The 22,223-nt window shown below is 64.8% G+C and carries 15 protein-coding genes; 9 read left to right on the top strand and 6 right to left on the bottom strand.

Annotated features, from left to right (window positions below; genetic code table 11):
• Nucleotides 1-14: 14 nt before the first annotated feature.
• The 3 genes from SOM28_RS03490 to SOM28_RS03500 are packed head-to-tail and all read left to right on the top strand — an operon-like array spanning nt 15 to nt 5,326.
• Entirely contained in the window at nt 15-1,145 is a 1,131-nt protein-coding gene (locus tag SOM28_RS03490) for a contractile injection system tape measure protein (protein ID WP_320467206.1), read from the top strand.
• 10 nt (nt 1,146-1,155) lie between these two features.
• A complete protein-coding gene (locus tag SOM28_RS03495; RefSeq protein WP_229414839.1) occupies nt 1,156-2,517 on the top strand; it encodes an ATP-binding protein in 1,362 nt (453 codons plus the stop codon).
• Between the two features lies 1 nt (nt 2,518).
• Entirely contained in the window at nt 2,519-5,326 is a 2,808-nt protein-coding gene (locus tag SOM28_RS03500; protein ID WP_320467207.1) for a hypothetical protein, read from the top strand.
• Nucleotides 5,327-5,363: 37 nt separating this feature from the next.
• Here SOM28_RS03500 and SOM28_RS03505 read toward each other — a convergent pair whose 3' ends face one another.
• From SOM28_RS03505 to SOM28_RS03515, 3 genes are all read right to left on the bottom strand, one after another.
• Nucleotides 5,364-5,732 (bottom strand): hypothetical protein, encoded by a 369-nt coding sequence (locus tag SOM28_RS03505; RefSeq protein WP_320467208.1) that lies wholly within the window; start codon nt 5,730-5,732, stop codon nt 5,364-5,366.
• Between the two features lie 72 nt (nt 5,733-5,804).
• The gene (locus tag SOM28_RS03510) at nt 5,805-8,369 is read right to left on the bottom strand and encodes an eCIS core domain-containing protein (protein ID WP_320467209.1); all 2,565 of its coding nucleotides are present in this window, start codon (nt 8,367-8,369) and stop codon (nt 5,805-5,807) included.
• 42 nt (nt 8,370-8,411) lie between these two features.
• Nucleotides 8,412-9,479, bottom strand: a complete 1,068-nt coding sequence (locus SOM28_RS03515; protein WP_123068217.1) for an AI-2E family transporter — start codon at nt 9,477-9,479, stop codon at nt 8,412-8,414.
• Between the two features lie 244 nt (nt 9,480-9,723).
• On the opposite strand from SOM28_RS03515, the gene SOM28_RS03520 reads away from it, so the two are divergent.
• The 4 genes from SOM28_RS03520 to SOM28_RS03535 all read left to right on the top strand — a co-directional run bounded on the left by SOM28_RS03520 (nt 9,724) and on the right by SOM28_RS03535 (nt 14,206).
• Nucleotides 9,724-10,581 (top strand): hypothetical protein, encoded by an 858-nt coding sequence (locus SOM28_RS03520; protein ID WP_123068218.1) that lies wholly within the window; start codon nt 9,724-9,726, stop codon nt 10,579-10,581.
• 100 nt (nt 10,582-10,681) lie between these two features.
• Nucleotides 10,682-11,968 (top strand): paraquat-inducible protein A, encoded by a 1,287-nt coding sequence (locus SOM28_RS03525; protein ID WP_123068219.1) that lies wholly within the window; start codon nt 10,682-10,684, stop codon nt 11,966-11,968.
• Nucleotides 11,961-13,571: a PqiB family protein gene (locus SOM28_RS03530; RefSeq protein ID WP_320467210.1), complete on the top strand. Its 1,611-nt coding sequence runs from the start codon at nt 11,961-11,963 to the stop codon at nt 13,569-13,571. Before SOM28_RS03525 ends, SOM28_RS03530 begins: the two co-directional genes overlap by 8 nt.
• Entirely contained in the window at nt 13,571-14,206 is a 636-nt protein-coding gene (locus tag SOM28_RS03535; RefSeq protein WP_320467211.1) for a PqiC family protein, read from the top strand. The genes SOM28_RS03530 and SOM28_RS03535 overlap by 1 nt, the downstream gene beginning before the upstream one ends.
• Nucleotides 14,207-14,210: 4 nt before the next feature.
• Here the strand turns inward: SOM28_RS03535 and SOM28_RS03540 are convergent, their stop codons facing one another.
• Nucleotides 14,211-15,278, bottom strand: coding sequence for an SDR family oxidoreductase (locus SOM28_RS03540; protein WP_320467212.1), 1,068 nt, complete (start codon nt 15,276-15,278; stop codon nt 14,211-14,213).
• A 125-nt stretch (nt 15,279-15,403) separates the two neighbouring features.
• Complete coding sequence (locus SOM28_RS03545; protein WP_320467213.1) at nt 15,404-17,629, bottom strand: TonB-dependent siderophore receptor; 2,226 nt, start codon at nt 17,627-17,629, stop codon at nt 15,404-15,406.
• Nucleotides 17,630-17,880: 251 nt separating this feature from the next.
• Here SOM28_RS03545 and SOM28_RS03550 point away from each other — a divergent pair, with 251 nt between their 5' ends.
• A complete protein-coding gene (locus SOM28_RS03550; RefSeq protein ID WP_320467214.1) occupies nt 17,881-18,282 on the top strand; it encodes a RidA family protein in 402 nt (133 codons plus the stop codon).
• Nucleotides 18,283-18,304: 22 nt separating this feature from the next.
• On the opposite strand, the gene SOM28_RS03555 is transcribed toward SOM28_RS03550, so the two are convergent.
• A complete protein-coding gene (locus SOM28_RS03555) occupies nt 18,305-19,192 on the bottom strand; it encodes a LysR family transcriptional regulator (RefSeq protein ID WP_320467215.1) in 888 nt (295 codons plus the stop codon).
• A 218-nt stretch (nt 19,193-19,410) separates the two neighbouring features.
• Between SOM28_RS03555 and SOM28_RS03560 the strand changes: the two genes are divergently transcribed.
• Complete coding sequence (locus tag SOM28_RS03560; protein WP_320467216.1) at nt 19,411-22,218, top strand: type VI secretion system Vgr family protein; 2,808 nt, start codon at nt 19,411-19,413, stop codon at nt 22,216-22,218.
• The last annotated feature ends 5 nt before the right edge of the window (nt 22,219-22,223 follow it).

Raw genomic sequence — 22,223 nt, forward strand, 5'->3', positions numbered from 1 at the left:
GAAGGATGACAGACATGGAAAAGACGACGGATAACGCCCATATCGCAGGCAGGCCTGAGCAAGTGCTGCTCGCGGCGCTACTGGCTGGCGAGGATGGGCCGCCGCCGCCCGCATGGAGCGCATTGCTGGAGAAGCGCCCCGAAGAGGTATTGCGCGCCTTGCGCGCGGCGCACCGGCGCCCCCTGTGGCGCGCGGCGCTGCGCGCCGGCCTGCCGCAGTGGATGCTGGCCGACCTGGTCGTCCTGTCCCGCCCCGACCTGGGCGTTGCCGTGCGCGCCATCGCCGACCGGCGCGAGACCATCGCCCATGTGCTGGGAAGCGGATGGCAGCGCGCCCTGTGGGGCGGCGCTTTCGAGCTGGCCGCGCAGCGCACGCTGCGTGCCGTTGCCGATCTCGAGAGCGCGTGCGTCGAGGTGCTGCGCGCGGCAGCCGGGCCGGATTCTTCGGCCCAGGAGGCGCTGCTGGCGGCCTGGCGTGGCCCCGTGCCCGTCACCGCGCGGGTGGAACCGGCGCGGGTGCAAGTCGAGACGCCCCGCGCGCCGGCGCCGGCGCCGACGGCCGCTGCACCCACCGTCGACGACCGCCCCGCGCCGGCGGACGCACCGGCGAGCGCCGGTGACGCGACGCAGGTCGTACGGGACGGTGAGTTCATTTACCTGGATAATGCCGGCCTGGTCCTGCTCGGTCACTTCCTGCCGCGCCTGTTCGCCATGCTGAAGCTGACCGTGGATGGGGCGTTCGCGGGCCCGGCCGCCGCCGGGCGCGCAGTGCACCTGCTGCAGTTCGTGGCGTCGGGAGCGAGCGGCGCGCCCGCCCATGCACTGCCCCTCAACAAATTGCTGTGCGGGCTGGCGCCAGAGGAACCGGTCGCCGCCGACGTCGTGCTCACCCAGGCCGAGCGCCAGGGGGCCGAGGAGATGCTGAGGGCGTTCATTGCCCAATGGCGTGGAGTGGAGAACTCCTCGGCGGACGGGCTGCGCGGGGCATTCCTGATGCGCCGGGGCCGGCTGGAACCGGACGGGCAGCGCTGGCAAATTCGGGTGAGTCACGGACAGATGGACATGCTGCTCGACCGTCTGCCCTGGAGCTTCTCGACCATCCGCCTGCCGTGGATGGCGGCCCCGCTGCTCGTGCACTGGCGTTGAGGAGGGGCCTGTGACAACGTCCACGATGGAGCAGCCGATGTTGCTGGCCAATGCCGCGGCGCTGGCGCGCGAAGCCGACTGGTTCGGCAGGGTGCTGCACGCGCGCTTCACCCATTATTTCGGCGACGGCGACGCGCCGTGCGCGCTCGAGGCCCCTCCCGGCCTGGATGGCGACGCGTCCGAGTACGCGGCCCTGGTAAATGAACTGGGCTTCGGCATGGAAGAACGGCTGGTGCTGATGCTGGCGCTGCTGCCGCACGTACGGCCGCAGGCGCTCGACCTGTTCTTCACCCAGAACAAGCTGCAGGGCCAGCGCTTCACCGAGTTCGGCGGCTGGCGCGGCAAGACGCATGAAGGCTTCCTGCCGACCTGCGAGACCGCCGCCTTCCTGCTGGCGGGCGACGACCTGGCGCAGCGCTTCCGGGTACTGGCGCTGTTCGACGACGACCATCCGCTGATGCGGCGCCGCATCGTGCGCCTCGAACAACCCGCCGCCGGCGAGCCGCAGCTCGGTGCGATGCTCAGCCTGTCCCCGGAATACCTGCAGCGCTTCACCACCGGGGCGCGCCACAAGCCGGACTACGACCGCCAGTTCCCGGCCAAGCTGATCACGACCCGGCTCGGCTGGGACGACCTGGTGCTGGCGCCGGAAGCGCGCCACGACGTCGAGAGCGTCGGCTTGTGGATCCGCGAATCCGGCAAGCTGCTGGAGGAGTGGGGCCTGGAACGCGCCGTGAAGCCGGGCTACCGCTGCCTGTTCTACGGCCCGCCCGGCACTGGCAAGACGCTGACGGCGACCCTGATCGGCGCCAGCGCCGGGGTCGACGTCTACCGCATCGACCTGTCGATGATGGTCTCGAAATACATCGGCGAGACCGAGAAAAACCTGGCCAATGTGTTCGACCAGGCCCAGGACCGGCGCTGGATACTGTTCTTCGACGAGGCCGACGCACTGTTCGGCACCCGCACCGAAGGCAATACCTCGAACGACCGCCACGCCAACCAGGAAATCGCCTACCTGCTGCAGCGGGTCGAGGATTTTCCGGGCGTGGTGATCTTGGCCAGCAACCTGAAGGCGAATATCGACCAGGCCTTCGCCCGTCGCTTCCAGAGCGCCGTGTATTTCGGCATGCCGGACGCGACCCAGCGCCTGCGCCTGTGGCAGGGCATGTTCCGCGACCCGCGCCGGCTGGGACCGGACGTCGACCTGCGCGCGCTGGCCGAGGGCTACGAGCTGGCTGGCGGGGCCATGACCAATGTGGTGCGCCACGCGGCCATCAGCGCCACGCGCCAGGGACGCGACCACGTCACGCAGGCCGAGCTGCTGCTGGGCGTGCGCAAGGAAATGATCAAGGAAGGAAAGACATTCTGACATGAAGCCGATTGCCATCGTATTTTGCATCGCGCTGTCCGTCGCGTTATCTGGTTGCACACGCGACGATGCCGACAAGCAGTCCTCGTCGAAAGAGGCAACGCCGGTTGCCGAGCACGTTCCTAGCCCGGACACCTCCGACGCCGACGTGCGGGCCCTGCTCAGTCGCCTCGAGACACCGGCGGCGGCGCACGTCTTCCGTCAGTACAACGCTACCAGCGGCAAGCAGATCCAGGATCATTTGGGAGACATCTACGGCGCGAATCCTGAGTTCCAGCAGGATGCCGGCGGCCAGCGGCGCCTGCTGACGGATAACGTGGTGGGGCCGGTCACGCTCAAGTGGCTCACCCAATTCTGCCGCGACTACGGCATCGTTGCCAGCGACCCCAATTTCGAGCGCGCCGTGGTGGCGTCGCTGGAACAGGTCGCGCTGATTGCCACCGCCTACCCGGACTGGGTCCAGATCCTATCCAGCGCCGGATTCGAAGAATGGATCGCCGGCCAGCCTGACCCGGCCCGGAAGCTCAGCCTGCAGCGGCGCCGTTCGGGCGATGCCTCTCAGGTCATTGCATTGATCAGGCAGTACCGGAGCGCGCCGCCGCCGGTGCGTCGCGGCGCCGCACCGATCGAGCTGACGTTCGGCTACGACCCCAAGCGCACCGAAAATAGCGGCGACCTGGCCGCGGTGGCCCAGCTCATCGGGCGGCTGTCCGGCCGCCCGCCGGTGCAGGAGAGTATCTTCGAGGAGGACGTGCGCGAGGAATTGAAAGGAATCGTTCCGCCGAAGGGGGCGCTGGCGCTGGTCAAGCGCCATTCGAGAGTCGACGCCTATCTGGTAAGCGACGAACTTCTGCAGCGCCTGCAAGCTGAAGGAATGCCCGAGGCCGCGGTGATTGCATTGAAAAAGGTCCCGCGCAAGGAGTATGCGGACGCCCTGGAGTTCCAAGACGTGCTGAGCGAGACTGCCGCTGCCGACGGACAGCTTGAGGCGGTCGAGAACAAGATGCTGGATATTGTGCGTGGCGCGCGCGTCGTGCGCTACCAGGTGCCCGCGGAAATAGCCGACAAGCTGGCGGCGGGCGGGCAGCCCGACCCGGCGCTTGCCGTCTTGTTCGCAGGCCTCGAGGATGCGCAGTATCCGACCAGGGAACTGTTCGATGCCGCTCTCGATTGGCAGGTGAGGCGTGCGCTGGGCATGTGTCCCGATGTGCCGCAGAAAAGGCCGGTCGAGGACATGCCGGGAGGGTTGCAGGGAAAGCTCGACGAGCCTGGTCTCGCGCAACTCAAGGCGCTGATGCACGGAGACGAAGCGTCGTTCAAACGGATAGTGCAGCTACGCGCGAGGTATGGGTGCAATGCAGCCGAGCAGCTGCAGGCCGATGAGATCGCATATAGACTCGCCCGGGACGTGATTCCGCGCCTGGAAGGCGAGATGGACTTCGAGATGTCGAACACCGTGCCCGCACGAGCGGTGCGCAAGAAAAAAAACTGGGCGCCCGACTGGTGTCGTTGTGCGCGTCCGAACCAGGACGGGATGGTGTATGGATTCTATCCGCTGTGGCTCGACGCAGGTGAGCGTCAGATCGACTTCGGTTCGCTCACGCGCATCGGACTGTACGGGGTGACGGTCGACAACAGCGGCGCGCTACGGGGGCCGCCGGGCATGGAGAAACTGATCGTTCCCGATCACCTGGCGTCGATGATGCGCGCCGCCCATCGGCATGACGTGAAGGTGGACTGGGTGGTGTCGCGCAGCGACTGGTCGGAATGGGGCACGCTCACAGTCAAGCGCAAGCAGGAAGTCCTCAAGGCGCTGGAGGAACATATCGAGGGCCTGCTGGGAAGCGAGCCGGACGATGGCGGCCAGGCCGCGATATGGCTGGCTTCGCTGGGCCAGGATGCCGGTCCGACCGGCGGCGACGGCGTCGTGCTGTACTTCCGCGATTTTCCGGCGGTGGACAAGGACTTGTACAACGCGTTCGTGATTGACCTGCACAAGCGGCTCGACAAGATGAACCCCAAGCGGCGAATCAGTATGGCGGTCGACTACAAGGACCTGGGCCGAACAGGCCCGTTCGCCTACCGGAACCTGATTGACCTGATCAAGGAAGTCAATCCGGTCGAGGCGACGTTCGCGGACAGTGGCCGGCAGATGGGGAAGGATATACCGATCCTGGCCCTGCTCCAGGAGCCGACCCGGGACAGCAAAAAGGCCCTGCGCACCGGGATCCAGAACGCGCTGCACGGCGCCGACGCCGCGCGCCTGCAGTGGACGCTGGCGCCGGTGGTCGCGTACGACGGCGTCGGATCGGCCCAACTGGCCGACGATATCGTGTTCGCCGCGGCCAACTACCGCGGAATCGGCTTCTGGCCGCTCGCCTTCGCCGGTGTACCCGACGAGGATGACAAGCTGAAGGACAACGATGCCAACAGGCTTCTGAAAGCGTTCCTGCAGCCCTTCGGTGACCCGACCGACAACATCATCTACCGCGCCGGCATCCTGTGTCCATACCGCCTGGAGTTGCGCTGGCTGTTCTGGGGATCGCTGGCGCTGGCGATCGGTGTGGGGGCGGTGTACTTCAACTGCCGCGGCTGCAACGAACGCGTCGACAACAGCGGCCTGTACTTCGCGGGCATGTTGGCGTTGCTGGCCCTGCCGCTGGTGACGCTGGGGGTGCTGGTGGTGAGCGATCCGTTGCTGACGGGCTACCTGAAATACACGCTGGCGCTGTACGGCACCGGCGGCATCGTGGCGGCGGCGTTGGTGTCGCGCTACTACTTCAAGAAGTCGCGCCGCAAGCTGCCGTAGGGCGAACCGGATCTGCGAACCGATCGGGTTGGTGGGCTTATCCTTCCAGCCCGAGAGGGACGAAATGGACCGTGTAGCGGGCCTGATTGCCGTTGATCAGGCTCCTGCTCTCGATCCGGATCTCATCCGGCGAAACCAACATGCCTGAGTATTCGATCGTTCCATAACCGGGGGCATTGGTGGCGGCAACGAAGATGTCGGGTCCGCAACGGCGATAGCGACCGATGCTGTGCTGGCTTTCGGTGAACAGTTCTTTTCTGAGCCAGGGGACGATTTCCGATAATCCAGCTGCCGTCGTCGCCTCGATCACTGTCTCATCGGGATAAAAGCGAAATATTTTGCGAACACCGTTTTCGGTAGGACCGTAATATACGCCGTCGAACCGCAGCATGTACAGATGTGTCATGGTCGACCTGCCTGCGCGAAGGTGGTTCTTGAACGACAGGGGCGGCAATCTGTTTGCCGCCCCTGCAACTTGTCAGGAAGGGGGCTGTTTGTAGATCGCGGCATTGCGTGGCGTATCGGTCAGGAGGTGCACGTTCTTCGCGTCTTTTTCTGCTATCGCTTTCAGGATCGCTTTGATCTCCTTGACGTCCGCGCCAGGTTTCAGCATTTGGCTGTTCACCAGCTTGATATAGTCGATCTGTTTCTGCACTGGTGTGATTTCACCCGTCAGGGCGGCGATTTGATCAATTTCCGACTGGACTGGTTTTTTCGCCTCTGCGAGTTCGCCTTCCAGCTTGACGAGTTCGGCTTTTATCTGCCGCCCATCTTCGTCCAACTGATGCTTCCTCTTCTCCTCGTCTTGAGGGCTGATGGCGACGAGCGGCTTGGAACCCTTCTTCGATGTCGCAGCGGATGCATGTGGCGGTGCGAGCAATTCGTCCAGTGATTTCTCGATGAGTGCGAGCTGTCGTGTGAGCTCGGCGATACGCTGCTCCAGCGCGGAAGTGAAGAGGGCGACCGTCTGCTGCAGGTCCGCTCGCTTCTTCATCGGTGAGACCAGCAGCTTCTCCAGATCGGTGACGTCAGGTTTGAAGTCGAGCGCTTCGAACCGGTTCACGCCTTCGGTTTTTTCGAGCGTGAGATCCCGTTCCGAGCCCGGCACCAGGGTAAGTATGAACTCCTCATAATTCGGGTGTCCGATAGCCCTGGCGTTCTTGGCCGACACCGGCATCCTCAGTTCATCCACCCCAGCCGATCTCCCCAGGTCCGCGTCGGGACTCCCCAAGCCGGTATAGAGCCCGCCCAGCCGCGACTTCGTGCTTCGCACCATCCCGTACGATGCGGAATCCTCCGCGCTATTATTGAAGATAATGATTTCGGTCGGCACGTCCGGATGCGTTTTCTTGAACTTGCTGATGGCCTTGGCCACCTGCTGCGGCAGCAGCGCCCGGTATCTGTCGGGATGCTTGATGGAGTCCACAGGCGGATCTGCCGATTCGTGCGGCTTTCCTTTCATTTCGATTTCGATCCTGAACGGCTTGCCGGTGACGGAATGGTATTTGCTCGCGGTATCGACGGTCATGTCAAGGAAGCGCGGCAAATCCATGAAGCGGCTCTTTGCAGATTCCGTGCGCTGGACTGCGACCAGCTCGTCCCTCGTCGAGTCCTCGACATGCGGCCGGCCCGCGAATGCGGCGTGTATGCCCTGACGCGCCGTACTGAGCTGCTCCATCACCGCGCCTTCATGGCTGAGGATCGGGACGCCATCGCTGGACAGGAAGACATCGCATTCCACGCCGTCCAGGCCGAGGGGGTGGACGCCGTCCAGGCCAACCGGAATGACCCCGGTCGTCTGCGACAGCGCGGACTCGAACGCTTCTTCGGAATTCTCCGCGGGCCGTGATGTTCGTCGCGGGTCGGTTTGCGTGATCAAGCCGCCGCGTGTCCTGTTGGTCGGGCCAGCGCCCCGATGGGCGACGACGCTCGGGCCGACGCGCTCCGCCTGCTGGCGCCTCAACTTCTTCAGCGTAGCGTTGACGCTGGCCGGATACGCTGCGCTGGCGTCTTTCGAGTCGTCGTCCATTCCGTCGTTCAGCCAGTGAAGGAGGGGGCCGAGCATGCTCAATGTATCGAACTCGTGCCAGGTGAGGTCTCTGGCCGGCAGCTTGTCGAGTCCCGCAACGACGAACGTCATCAGGCCCAGGCTTTTTTCCTTCGACGCCGCCGGCGCCGCCGGTTCGTCCTTCAGCGTTTGCAGCAGCGAACGCAATCGGTCCAGCATGCCCGGAATGAGCGGCTCGAGATATGCCTTCTTCCGATCGAATTCTCCGGCGAGACGATTGACTTTGCGCCACTTCTTCTTGATCAAGGCGTCACTCAGTTCGAGGCCGGGCAATCCTTCTTTCTGCCTGGCGGCGATCTTCTCGGCGTTGTCGGCGTCCGGATCATAGTCTCCCTTCGCTAACTGAAAAACGGGACGTGCGTGACTGGCGGAATGGTTCCTGAAATGTTCAGGACGCTCCTGACCGCAGGCCGCAGCCAGCTGGACAGCATGGCGACCCATCACATCGGCTTCCGCCTCGAGGCCGTCGTCGTCATTGACCAGTTCGCCAGTTTTCATTTGTACGGTGGGTTTGACGCGCCCCTGCTTTTGCTGCACCACGTGCCACGCCTCATGCGCCAGATGTCGTTCCTGGCCGGAGGCGAGATGGATGTCGGTGCCTTGCGCGTAGGCGTTTGCCCGGAGCAGCGCCGGACTGGCGGAATTGTAGTGGACCCTCACATCGTCCAGCGCATAGCCGGACAGACGTTCGATACCGGCCTTCAAGGCGTCGGGCAGGCCGGTGCGATTCTCGCTCGCCATTGCCTCCAACTGCGCCGCATGGCGCCCATCGACGCGCTCATTCGCCATGCGTTGGAAGGCGTGCTGTTGCACGATGTGCGCGCTGTTGTTGGCCATTTCCGACAGCCGTTGTTGTGCAACACTTCCCGGCCGCTTGTCGGCGTGTCGAATGGCCGATTCACTGCCGCTTCCCCGCAGCCCGGCGGACCTGGGCCTGCCCTCGCTCACGCGCGTCGTGTCAATCTGTCTTCTCATGCCGTGCCTTGCTTTCCGGATCGATAGTCGGGAGGCGACTGCCTACGTTTCGCTCGGTTCGTGGAACTCGTCGGCCCGCGAGAACAGATCCCAGGCCGCGATGAACAGTGCCGCGATCACTGGCCCGATCACGAAGCCATTCAGCCCGAACAGCGCCATCCCGCCCAGCGTCGACAGCAGGATCACATAATCCGGCAATTTGGTGTCCTTGCCGACCAGGATCGGGCGCAGGATGTTGTCGACCAGGCCGATCACCAGCACGCCGTAGGCGGCCAGCACGACGCCCTGCCAGATGTCGCCGGTCGCCAGGAAGTAAACCGCAACCGGCGCCCATACCAGGGCCGCGCCGACCGCCGGCAGCAGCGACAGGAAGGCCATCACCACGCCCCACAGCAGCGCGCCGCTGACGTCCAGCGCCCAGAAGATCAGGCCGCCCAGCGCACCCTGGGCCATCGCCACCAGCACATTGCCCTTGACCGTGGCCCGGATCACCGTCGTGAAATTCTGGAACAGGCGGCCCTTGTACTCGACCGACAGGGGCACCGCGCGCTGGATGCGCGCCGCCAGGATGCGGCCGTCGCGCAGCAGGAAGAACAGCAGGTACAGCATGATGGTCATGCTGACCACGAAGTCCAGCGTGTTGCGGCCGATATTGAGGGCGTAGTGCGCCGTGGCCTGGCTGATCTGGGCCGCGCCTTCGGTGATCTTGTCCTGCAGCGAGGCCAGGTTGGTCAGTTCGAAACGTTCGAGCAGCGAAATCGCCCAGTCGGGCAGGGCGCGGATCACGAGATTGAAGTAAGAGGCAAAATTGACCTCGCCGGCACTGACGCGGGCGTAGATGACGGTGACCTCATTGATCAGCGACGAGGTAATCAGGGCCAGCGGAAACAGGACCATCAGGATGATCACCAGCAGCGAGAGCAGGGCGGCGGCGGTCGGCCGACCCTTGGTCACGCGCAGCAGGCGCGATTGCAGCGGCGCGAACAGGATGGCGAACACCACGCCCCAGAACACGGCTCCGGAATAGGGCAGCAGCACCCAGATGAAAGCGATCGTGACGATCGCCAGTAGCAGGAGGAATGAGTTCTGCGGCAGCGTGTATTGCTTCATCGGCGCGGTGGAAGTAGTTGATGTTGCTTGATGATAAACCATGCCATCGCCCATACGGCGACCATTTGCGCGGCGCGGTGCGTCAACTAACATATGTTTCGACTTTTGGTGAAGTGTCTCTTGCTGACCACAAAGTCAGTTCAATCGTGCGCATTGTTTAAATGACATCTTGCGATAATAAATGTCGCCGCGTCAAGACATAGTCTGGCGGGCATTTGAACAACATTATTTATCGGAGAGCTCCATGTCCCGCACCGCGTCGCGCACCGCCTTGTGCACCGTTCACACCACACTCGTCTCGGCCCTGAAGGGCGCCATCCTGCTGGGCGCGGCAAGCGCCGGCATGGCCCAGGCCCAGCAGTCGCCTGCCCTCGACCGCATGAGCATCTCGGCCGGCGCCTTCTATGCCGAGCCGAAGATCCACCTGGGCGGCGACACCCGCTACGGCCGCGTCGACACGCCCGACGAGAAAATCGACGACGTCACCCTGCCGCGCGTGAAGGCCGAGATGCTGATCGGCGACAGCCATGGCCTGTCGTTCGATTACTTCCGCTTCGATGAAGACTGGGCCGGCAGCGCCAGCGGCGACACGGTCTACGAAGGCCGTCCGGTCAGCGGCACCATCACGGCCGACGCCGACCTGCGCCTGGAAATGGCGCGTTTCGCTTACAAATGGTGGATGGGCAAGGAAAAGAACGCCTTCGGCGTGGGCTTGGGCGCGGCCTACCTGCGCGCCAAGATCTCCGGTTCGGCCGAAGCCAACCTCTCCGCCTCGAACCCGGTCGAGAACTACTCGTGGAGCGGTTCGGCCTCGGGCAGCGACAGCGTCTGGGCGCCGACCGTCGAACTGGCATGGCGCCACTCGCTGAACGAGCAATGGCGCCTGTACGCCGAAGCCTCGGGCATCAAGAAGAATGGCGGCACGGTCGAAGGCCATGTCTGGAACGGCGCAGTCGGCGTCGAATGGTTCCCGCACAAGAACGTCGGCCTGGTGCTCGACTACACCGTCCAGAAGATCGACCTGCACCGCAACGGCGACCGCACCGCCGACCTCGACCTGAAACTGAAGGGACCATCGGCTTTCGTCAAGGTTCGCTTCTGACCCTCGGAAAGCACGCGATTCGATCGAAAAGACGCGCTCAATTGCTTCCGGTCATAATACATAGTGCGAAAGCACTAATGTAGCAGAGCGAGGAGAACGATTGAGCGCGGAGCATCTGATCGGCTGTCATGACTGCGGTTGCCTGTACCATCGGGAGCCGCTGAACTCGTGCGAGCGCGCGCGCTGCACGCGCTGCCGCCACGAGTTGTACCGCTGGCACGCCGGCGGACCGCTGCGCCGCGCCGATTCGCTGGTGGCGCTGACCCTGGGCGCCTTGCTGGTCTACCTGCTGGCCCAGAGCTTCCCGATCGTCACGCTCGAACTGGGCGGCATGGCGACCGGCGCGACCCTGCTGCAGGCGGTGGGTGTGCTGTGGAACGCCGGGATGCAGGTGGTCGCGGCCATGGTGCTGTTGTGCGCCGTCGTCTTCCCGGGGCTGGAACTGGGCGCGTTGCTATACGTCGCCATCGGCCTGCGGCGCGGCCGGCGCGTCCCCGGCTTTCACCTCGTGCTGCGTGTGGTTCAGGGCGCACGCCACTGGGCCATGACCGAGGTGCTGATGATCGGCATCCTGATCACGGTCATCAAGATGACCAGCCTGGCACGGGTGGTGCCGCATCCGGGGCTGTTCGCATTCGGTGTGCTCACCATCCTGTGCGCGCTCGTGATGCGCTACGAACCCAAGGCGCTATGGGAGCTGGCCGACCGCCTGGCGCCGCGCCCGCCGCAGGGCGCCGCGGCAGTCGCCGTGGCCCACGCGCCGGATACACTCCTGACTTGCCGTGCCTGCGGCCTGGTCAACGGCTATCCCTGGCAGCGCTCGAAGGACGGCGCCTGTCACTGCCGCCGCTGTGGCGCGGCGCTGCACCGCCGGATCCCGAACAGCATCGGCTGGACCTGGGTGATGCTGGCCGCGGCGACGCTGCTCTACGTACCCGCCAACCTGCTGCCCGTGATGTACTCGCGCATGATCGGCGGCGGCGCCGAGGGCGACACCATCATGAGCGGGGTGGTGCTGTTCTGGAACACCGGCTCGCCGGGCCTGGCCATCATCATCTTCGTCGCCAGCGTTGTCGTGCCGGTGTCGAAGCTGGTTGCGCTGGCCTGGCTCAACGCCACCGCCCAGCTGCGCTCGCGCGCCGCGCCGCTGGCGCGCACCCGCGCCTACCGGGTAGTGGAATTCGTCGGCCGCTGGTCGATGCTCGACATTTTCGTGGTCGCGCTGACCGTGGCCCTGGTGCGCTTCGAGGCGCTGGCCACGATCACCGCCGGCCCCGGCGCGATCGCTTTCGGCTGCGTGGTGATCCTGACCATGGTTGCCTCGCACCAGTTCGACCCGCGCCTGATCTGGGACCCTATTGAATCGAATGGAGAACGACATGTCTGAACCGGACGGCGCACGACCGCCGCAGGGGCCCGCCTCGCCCGACGTCGACCGCCCGAGCCGCTGGCTGCCGTCGCTGATCTGGCTGATCCCGCTGCTGGCGGCCCTCATCGGCGCCTGGCAGGTGGTCCAATGGGTAACCAACAAGGGGCCCACGGTGTACGTGTATTTCGCCACCGGCGAAGGGCTGGAGGCGAACACGACCCGGGTCAAGTACAAGGACGTCGACATCGGCCGCGTGGTGTCGGTGACGCTGGCCGACGACGGCAATCGGGTGGTGGCCAAGATCGAGATGGCCAAGGAGGCCGGCCGCTTCACGGCGAAGGATTCGCGCTTCTGGGTGGTGCGTCCCCAGATCGGCGCCAGCGGCGTGTCGGGGCTCGGCACTCTGCTGTCCGGCCCCTATATCGGCGCCGCGCCCGGCGCCTCCGAGGATTCCAGCAATGCCTTCACCGGCCTGGAGACGGCGCCGCCGATCCCGATCGGCCTGAAGGGCCGCGAATACCTGTTGCACGCCGACACGCTGGGCTCGGTGGCGCCTGGTTCGCCGGTCTTCTTCCGGCGCGTGCGGGTCGGCCAGGTGGCCAAGGTCGAACTGGACAAGGCCGGCCAGGGCATCGACATGTCGGTGTTCGTCGAGGATCCGTATATCGGCTTCGTCGGCATGGACACGCGCTGGTACCACGCCAGCGGCGTCGACCTGCGCCTGGACGCGAGCGGCCTGAAACTCAACACCCAGTCGCTGGCAGCGCTGGCCACCGGCGGCATCGCCTTCGAGTCGACCGACGGCAGGAAGCCGGCCGCGCCGGCCCCGGCGGGCAGCCGCTACCGCCTCGCCGAAGACCGCGCCGCGGCCCTGCGTCCGCCCGACGGCCCGGCCACCAGCGCAGTGCTGTATTTTGACCAGACGCTGCGCGGCCTGGCGCCGGGCGCGCCGGTCGACTTCCGCGGCGTGGCGCTGGGCGAGGTGCGCAGCGTGGGCATCGAATGGGACCGCGAGCGGCGCCGCTTCAATATGCCGGTAACGATCGATATGTACCCGGGCCGCCTGGGCCAGGACTTCATGAACGCCCTGAACCAGGGCCGCGAGGGCAAGGACATGATGGGCATGATGGTGGGCCGCGGCCTGCGCGCCCAGCTGCGCAACGGGAACATCCTCACCGGCCAGCTGTACGTGGCGCTCGACTTCTTCCCCAACGCGGCCAAGGCCGCGATCGGCCAGCAGGGCGAGCTGGTGGTGCTGCCGACCGTGCCGGGCCAGCTCGACGAGCTGCAAAGCCAGGTGGCGCGGATCGCCAACAAGCTGGACAAGGTGCCGTTCGACGAGATCGGCAATAACCTGAATCGCACGCTGGCGCAGGCGAATGCGACCCTGTCGCGCCTCGAAGGCGAGGTGCTGCCGGAGATGACGGGCACGCTGACCGCCGCTAAAGGTACTTTTGCGCGCGCCGAGAACCTGCTGGCCCAGGATTCGCCGCTGCAGTCCGACCTGCGCCAGGCGCTGCAGGAAGTGACGGACACGATGGCCAAGCTCAATGCGCTGGCCGACTACCTCGAACGTAATCCGCAGTCGATCATCCGCGGCAAACCCCAGGAGAAGAAGTGATGACGTCGTTCCCATTCCCTCGCCGCGCCTTGGTCGCTACGGCATTCGCCGCCGTCCTGGGCGCCTGCAGCAGCACGCCTGTCGACCGCTTCTACACGCTGAGCGGTGGCTCGGCGACGGCGACGCCGCCCGCGGCTAGCGCCGCGCCGCTGTATTTCGAGATGCGGCCGGTGACCGTGCCGGCCCAGCTGCGCCGCCCGCAGATGGTGGTCAGCACCGGCGAAGGCACGATCGACCTCGAGGAACACCACCGCTGGGCCGGTCCGCTGGCCGAGGAGATCGGCAACAGCCTGTCGCTCGGGATCGCGGCCCGGCTGGGCGGGGTGGACGTCTACCGCAGCGCGGCGCCGGACGGCAGCACGCTGTACCGGATCGGCGCCGACGTGCAGCGCTTCGAATCGCGCACCGGGAGCCTGGCGCTGCTCGATGTGGTGTGGAGCGTGCGCCGACTTGAGGGGAGTCAGCCTGGCGGCCAGATGCAGACCTGCCGCAGCGTGTTCCAGGAACCGGTGGGAATGGGCCACGACGCCCTGGTGGCAGGCCACCGGGCGGCGCTGGACAAGCTCTCGGCCACGATCGCGCAGGCGGTGCGGGCCCAAGCCGAGGGGCAGGCGCCGGCCTGTCCGGCCGGCTGAACGATCAGGGGATCAGGCGTTCGGCGCGCAGGCGTGCGAACAGGTCGTAGAACGAATCGTCGGTGGCCTGGTAAGCGGTAAAACCGAGGCGCCGGCTGTTGGCCATGTCGGTCATCACTTCCAGTGGGCGGCCCAGATCGAGGTCGGTATGCCAGGGCGAGGCCAGGCGATCCAGGTCGGCCTCGACCAGGCCGTGGCGCGCGGCGATCTCGCGCCACAGCGCGTGGTCGTTCGCCATCGCAGCTTCCAATGGCTGGATGGCGCCGTTGAAGCCCGCCGCTTCCACGCCGAAGAAGGCGGCCAGTTTCGGCCACAGCCAGCTCCAGCGGAACACGTCGCCATTGACGATATTGAACGCCTCGTTGCGTGCGGCGTCGGTATCGGCGGCCCATACCAGTTGCCTGGCCAGCATGCGCGCATCGGTGACGTCCGACAGCCCGTTCCACTGCGCCGCGGAACCCGGGAACTGGAATGGCCGGCCGGTCTCCTTGCAGATGGTCGCGTACACGGCCAGGGTGGTGCCCAGGTTCATCGCGTTGCCGACCGCTAGCCCGATCACGGTGTGCGGACGGTGCACGGTCCAGGTGAAGCGGTCGCGCTCGGCCGCTGCATAGACCTCGTCTTCCTGCGCATAATAGAAATTCTCGAGCGGCAGGCGCGGCTGGCTCTCGCGCAGCGGGGTATCGGGCAGCGTGCCGGAGCTGGCATAGGCTTCGAACGGGCCCAGGTAGTGTTTCAGGCCGGTCACCAGCGCGACGTGGCGCACGCTCTTTTTGGGCGCCAGCGCATCGAGCAGGTTGCGCACCAGGGCGGCGTTGACGCGAATGTTCTCGGCTTCGGTGTCCTGGCGCATCCAGGTGGTGATGAAGACGTGGGTCGGCTCGACGTCGGCCAGCGCGGCGCCCAGCGCCGCAGGGTCGAGCAGGTCGGCGGCCACGTGGCGCACGGCGGGCAGGTCTTGCGGCGCCCGGCGCGACAGGCCGACCACATCCCAGCCCCCGGCCAGCAGTTCGCGTGCCACGTGGTTGCCGCCGATGCCGGTGACGCCGACGACCAGTGCGGTTCGTTTCATGTGTTTGCTCCCGATGTGACAATTGAACCTCATTCTACCGGCTGGGAGAAATCGACGTAGCAGGCCCAAAGCAAACGGGGCGCCGCATCGCTGCGGCGCCCCGTCCGGGTCAACGCTTCAGGACATCAGAAGCGGTAACGCAGGGTCAGCGAGGTGTTGCGCGGCGCACCGTAGGTGAGCTGGTTGAAGGCCGAGAACATCGCGAAGTGGGTCTCGTCGGTCGCGTTGCTCACGTTCAGCTGAGCCGACAGCTGCTTGGTGAAGTCGTAGCGCGCCATCAGGTTGACCAGGGCGAACGAATCCTGCTCGATGCGGCCGTCGATGCCAGGGGCCACGGTGCCGTCGATCGTGTAGGTGCTGCCTTCCCAATTGACGCCGCCGCCGATGGTGAGCTTGCTCCATGCGCCCGGCAGGCGGTAGGAAGCGAAGGCGCGCAGGGTCTTGCGTGGGTAGATCGAGTTGAAGTCGGTGCCCGTCGCATCCTTGGCGCGGAAGATCGCGTAGCCGATGCTGGCGTTCAGGCCAGAGATGATCTCGCCCGAGACGTCCAGCTCGATGCCCTTGCTGGTGGCGCCGTCCGCAGCGCGGTAGTAGGTCTCTTCGAGCAGCGGGCCGGTCGGGCCGTCACGATCGATACGGCCGGCGGCCTGGCCCAGCTTGTCCTGCTTCAGGTGGAACACGGCCAGCGACGCATTCACGCGACGGTCGAAGAACTCGCCCTTGATGCCGGCCTCGCTCGCCTTGCCCTCGATCGGGTCGAGCAGGTTGTTGGACAGGTCACGCAGGTTCTGCGGCTGGAAGATGCTGGTGTGGCTGGCGTACAGCGAATAGGTGTCGTTCAGGTCGAACACCAGGCCGGCGTACGGCGTGATCTCGTTGGAGTGCTTGATTTCGTACGGAGCTTCCCACGCGCCGCCGCCTTCCTTCTCGTACTTGGTCACGCGCGCGCCGACGATGGCCTTGAGGCGGTCGGTGAGCGAGAAGCGCGCCATACCGTACAGGCCTTGCTGGGTGGTTTCGCTGTCCTGGTAGCGTGCTTGCGCGCCCCAGGTCGGGACCGGGTAGGCGGCCGGGTTCCAGTTGTTGAAGTTGTCGACCGGCGGCGCCACGCCTTCGGGCAAGCCGGGGAATTGCGCGAGACGGTTGTTCGAATAGAAGTCGGTCTTGGCATGCAGGTAGCCGATGGCCGCCTGGTGCTCGCGGCCGAAGGCCGAGAACGGGCCGCTGGCGTGGATGCCGAAGTCCTTCTGCTTGGTCTGGATGACGTAGGAACCGGCGAAGGTGCCGATGCCGGCGCCGGTGACGCGATCCGGCACGCCCGACAGGTACAGCAGGCGCGAATCGCCGTCGCGGGTGGCGTCGGTATAGGTGAAGCGCACGTTCCAGCCATTGTCGAAGCGGTGCTCGTAGTCGGCGAAGAAGTTGTCGTACTGGTTGTCGTAGCCGGCCCATGGGGTGCCGGTGGTCAGGGAACGGTCTTCAGGGATGACCGAGCCATCGGTGTAGCGGTACGGCAGGCCGCCCCACATCGGGCCGCGTGGGCTCATCTTCTGGCGGCTGAAGCCGGCCGAGAAGGTGCCGTCGCGGCCGATGTCGGCTTCGATCGTGCCGTAGAAGGTGCGGTCCTTGTTCTCCAGGTGCTTGACCCAGCTGTCGCCTTCGCCGAACTCGCCGACGAAGCGGCCGCGCACGCTGCCCGATTCGTTCAGCGGGGTCGAGACGTCGGCCATGATGTGGCGCTTGTCCCAGCGGCCGACGGTGGCTTCGATGCGGCCGGCCAGCTTCTTGCTGAAGGCGCGCTTGCGCACCAGGTTCAGTGCGGCCGACGGGGTGCCGGCGCCGGTCATCAGGCCGGTCGCGCCGCGCACCACTTCGACGCGGTCGTACAGGGCGAGGCTGCCCAGCACCTCGCCGGCGCTCCAGGCGGCGTCCCAGGTGGTCGGGATGTTGTCGATCTGCAGATTGGTGACTTCGAAGCCGCGCGCCGTGAAGCTGCCGCGGTGGGTCTCGTACTGGTTGACCGAGACGCCGGTGACGTTGTTGACCACGTCGGTGATGGTGAGCAGGCCCTGGTCTTCGATACGCTGTTGGGTGATGACCGAGACCGATTGCGGGGTGTCGCGCAGCGACATGTCGAGCGGGGTGGCGGTGCGGGTGCGGCCGATGGTGTACGAGCCGACGTCGTCGGCCAGTTTCTGGGCCTGGACCTGCACTTGCGGCATCGAGGTGGTGCCGGCGGCGGTGTTGCTCTCGGTGGACTGCGCTTGAGCGATGAACGGGAGCGCGAGGCCCACACAGACCGTCAGGGTCTTCAATTTACGGCTTCCGTTGGCGCTGACCTGCTTTTCCATCTTTTTTCCTGTTTTTAACGATGAGTGGGTGGCGGACCAGCGCTCGAAGAGCACATGTCTACCTATGACAAATGAATGCGACTACGAATGATAACGATTCTCATCTATTTATGTCAATGTATGACAGCTGCATTGGCCTAATTAGCCAGGATTGTGCAGCTGGATGGATGGTATTGGCAGCGAACCGGTCTGTATCTGGAAGCGGGAAGGGGCTAAGCTGGCGTCACTTCAGAAACCGAAAGGACAGGAACGTGGACAAACCAGAATTCTTTGTGACCCCGGGTTACGGCGAGATGTTTTATAAAAAGCTGGGCTATTCGCAGGCTGTAAAGGTCGGCAACCGCGTCGAGATCTCGGGACAGGGCGGCTGGACCGACGAGCTGCAGTTTCCGGATCGGCTCGAGGACGAGATCGAACTGGCTTTCAAGAATGTCGAACGCGTACTGGTGGCGGCCGGCGCCACGTGGGAGCACGTGATCCACGTGAACTCTTATCACGTTGGCGGCTTTCCTCCCGAGACCAACGAGACGATGGCGCGATTGTTCCGCCAGTACATGCCGAATCGCGCGCCGATCTGGACCGAGCTGGGTGTGGCGGAACTCGGCGCTCCGGGCATGCGGATCGAGATCCGGGTGACCGCGATTATCGAGTAATCATCCCGGCGCTTGGGCGGCGCTAGTCTCGGAAAGTGTCGATCAGCCAGTCGACGAACACCGTGAGGCGGGCGTTCTGGTGCCGGTTCGGCGGATACAGGATGTGGAAGGGCATGGCGGGGCGGTTCCAATCCTGCAGGATCGGCACCAGCTCGCCGGCGTCGATCGCAGGCTGCACCATCTGCGTGAAATGCTGGCCGATGCCCATGCCGGCCCGCAGCAATGCCAGCAGGCCGTTGCCATCATTGGTGGATAATTCGCTGGTCTCGATCTCCAAGCGCTCGTCGCTACGCTCGAAGACCAGCGGATTCGGCTTTGTCGTGGCTGCAAAAAAGTATCCCAGGCGCACGTGTTGCTCGAGGTCGGCGGGCGTGCGTGGCGTTCCCGCCCGTTCGAGATAGGTGGGCGACGCGAAAGTGCCGTAGCGCAGGTCGAGCAGCTTGCGGCCGACCATTGACATTTCATGCACCTCGCCGGCGCGGATCACGCAGTCGACGCCTTCGCCGACGATATTCGCGGGACGGTCGCTGATGCCGAGCGCCAGGGTAATGTCCGGGTATTCGCGGTGAAAAGCGGGCAGGGCGGGAATCAGGAGCGAAGTGGCGAATGAGGCCGGGGCATCGATCCGAAGATGACCGTGCGGCTTGCGCTTCTGGCCGCGCATGGCGTGGTCCATCGCGTCCAATTCAGTGAGCAGGCGGGTGGCTTGCTGGTAGTACTCGACGCCCTCGGCCGTTGCCGCCACCGTGCGCGTCGTCCGGTGCATCAATTTGTTGCCGAGGTGGACCTCGAGATCGCCGACCAGCTTGCTGACGGTGGAGCGTGGCAAGCCCAGCTGGTCCGAGGCGCGGCTGAACGAGCCGGTGTCGATTACGCGCACGAAGGCGCGCATGGCCAGGAGCTGGTTCATGGGTAACGATGAATTCTCGGATTGTGCATAGGCGATGATTATCCACGAAGCTGGATAGTGCTTGGTACTTCCATTGTATGAGTGAAAAAGCTTGTCCGTGATTGCCTGAGTTTTCTCAAGAGCATCCACTCGCATGTCGCGTGTAATCCTCGATGTTTCCCGCGCCACATGTAGACATAGGAAATTTTCCGCGGTCGGTGGCGCTGCACGGAGGGCACATGCCGAAACCAGCGGAAGTCGCGCTCGCCTCGCTCGTTCGCTTCACACAAGACACCCGCCTGCTCGCGCTGCACACGCCTGTCGGCCCTGGACTGCTGGCCGAATGCGTGCGCGGCGAGGAAGCGATCAGCGCCGGATTCCGTTTCAGGATCGATGTGCTGTCGACGGACTCCCATTTATCCTTGCGTAGTCTGCTCGGTCAGCCAGCGCTGCTGCAATTGCTCACCGCTGAATCACGCTTCAGCCATCGCGCGTTTCATGGGTACGTGACGGCGGCCGAGTTGGCAGGATCGGATGGAGGGTTTGCGCGGTACGTGTTGACGGTTGAGCCATGGACCGCCTTCATGGGAGTTGGACGCGACAGCAGGGTGTTTCAGGGCATGGACGTCATCGAGATTCTCGAGACCGTATTCCGCGGATATCAGGGCAAGGGACGACTGGATCCCGCGTGGAGAATCGAGGTAATCGAGCGAGGTGTCTACCCGAAACGAAGCCTGACTACCCAGTATCAGGAGAGCGATCTGGCCTTCATCGAGCGTCTCATGCTCGAGGAGGGGCTGTTCTACTACTTCGAGCACGAAGGCAATCCTGGCAGCCAATCGTACGGAATGCATACGATGGTCATCGGCGACCACAATGGCGTATTCCGGCGCAACAGGCAAGCCGTCGCGGAATTTACACGGCCTGGCGCGGTAATGAAGGCCGATAGCATCGATCGTTGGCGTACCGAGGCGAAATCACATACCAATTCAATCGACCTGGATACCTGGGACTACCGGGCGGCGCGGACGCGGCCGGTGAACGCCGACGAATGGAATGCGGAAGGCCCGCCGCTTCGCAGTCGCGATATGCCCGGGGTATATGCGTATTCGAGCCGCGCCCAAGGCAATCGCCTGGCCGAGGTCCAGTTGCAGGCCTTGCAGGCGCGTCGTGTCGTGCATGTTTGCGCCGGCACGGTGCGTACCTTGATGGCAGGTACGACATTCACCTTGCGCAGCCATGCGCTATTCGATCGCGAGAAGGGCGATGAAGCGCGCACCTTTCTTGCAACCCGTGTTGTTCACCTGATGCACAATAACCTTCCGGCGGAGCTCCTTGGCGAGATCACCGACCTGCTCGGGCCCGGACCTACCGGCTGCGCGCTGCTCGCCGAACGCGATCTGCAAACCGCGGGCGCCCGGAAAGTCGAGCGCCCACTGTATCGCAATTGCGTCGAAGCGATCCTGGCCAGCATTCCATATCGAACGAGTGACAAGAATGGTTTTGGCCAGCTGCTTCATCCACGTCCAACAGTCCAGGGGCAGCAGACGGCCATCGTGGTCGGCCCGCCGGGCTCGGTAGTACATACCGATCGGGATCATCGCATCAAGGTGCAGTTTCATTGGCAACGCGGGATGGCCAGCCACAGCCGCCTGGAGCACCCCTCGCCCGACGGGCACACGGGAGCGCCGGGTAACGACATGGCCGGCACCTGGGTAAGGGTGGTGGCCCCGGTAGCTGGAGGCAACTGGGGAGCCACCTTCGTTCCGAGGGTCGGGCAAGAGGTCCTGATCGATTTCCTGGACGGGGATATCGACCGGCCAGTGGCCATTGCGAGCCTGTACAACGGCCGCGGGCAGCAGGATGCGCAGCATAACCAGGTGCATTGCGGCGGCGGTGCTGCGACCGGCAATGCGGCGCCATGGTTTGCTGGCGAGGAAGGCGGACATGCGCATCCAGCGGTATTGTCAGGATTCAAGTCGCAGGCGATGCGCGGCAGCCAGCTTGGCACGGATGCCTACAGTCAGCTGGTGTTCGACGACAGCCCGGGCCAGTCCGGTCTCGGCCTGCAGCGGCATCAGCGCGCGCATGATGGCATGGCGGAACTCAATCTTGGCCACTTGCGGCACCGAGCAGATAACCAGCGACTGGAAACGGTTGGTGCCGGCGCTGAGCTCATGACCGCGCATGCCGCCGCACTCAGGGCCGGAAACGGCCTGCTGCTGGCTGGCGGAATGCAGGACGGCGCACGCGACCAATTGAGTTCGGCCGCAAGCGGGCAGGTCGAGCAGTGCTGCCAACTGCAGGAAGACTTGGCCAAGCGTGCCCGTGACCACCAGGCGGTGCTTTCCGGCGAACCGTCGCAAGATGCGTTGCCGGCGCTGGCGGCGATGCGCGAGACCTCCAAGGCTCTGGCTGGGACTGCGACTGGGAGATCCGGTTCCGCCGGCGGAGATCCGAGTCGCGCTACCGCCTATGGTGAAGCCCTCTTGCAGCTCTGGAGTCCGGCAGGCATCGTCGCGGTCACACCAGCGAATGTCATCTTCGCGGCGGAACAGACAGGGGCGCTGACGGCGGGTGGAGACGTCGGGATCGTCGCGCAGGAAGGTATATCGGTCATGGCTGCTGCCGGTATCAGCCTGTTCAGTTATGGCAAGGCGGACGACAAGGCGCGACCGCTTCAGGAAACAGGGATGAAGTTTCATGCGGCTAGTGGTCGCCTGAGCGTGCAAAGCCAATCCGGAGTGAGCCGGTTCGTTGCCGACAAATCTGTCACGGTGGCCAGTATCACCAAGTCGGTGACGGTGCGCGCACCGAACAAGCACGTGCTATTGACTGCCCAGGGCGCTTGCATACGCCTGGAGGGTGGCAATATCGAAGTGCATGCTCCCGGCAAGGTCGAATTCAAAGCCGGCAAAAAGGAACTTGGCGGGCCGCAGAAGGCATCCTCCGAGGTGAAATTACCGCAGCCCGGGGAGCTGAAACTATGTGAAATGCGTGCGGCGGGCGCCGCTACTGCGGGGGACGGCATCGTGCCGGTCTCTTGACTTGG

It is taken from the genome of Massilia sp. CFBP9026 (assembly GCF_034045165.1).
In the GTDB taxonomy this organism is placed as follows: Bacteria; Pseudomonadota; Gammaproteobacteria; order Burkholderiales; family Burkholderiaceae_D; genus Telluria; species Telluria arenae.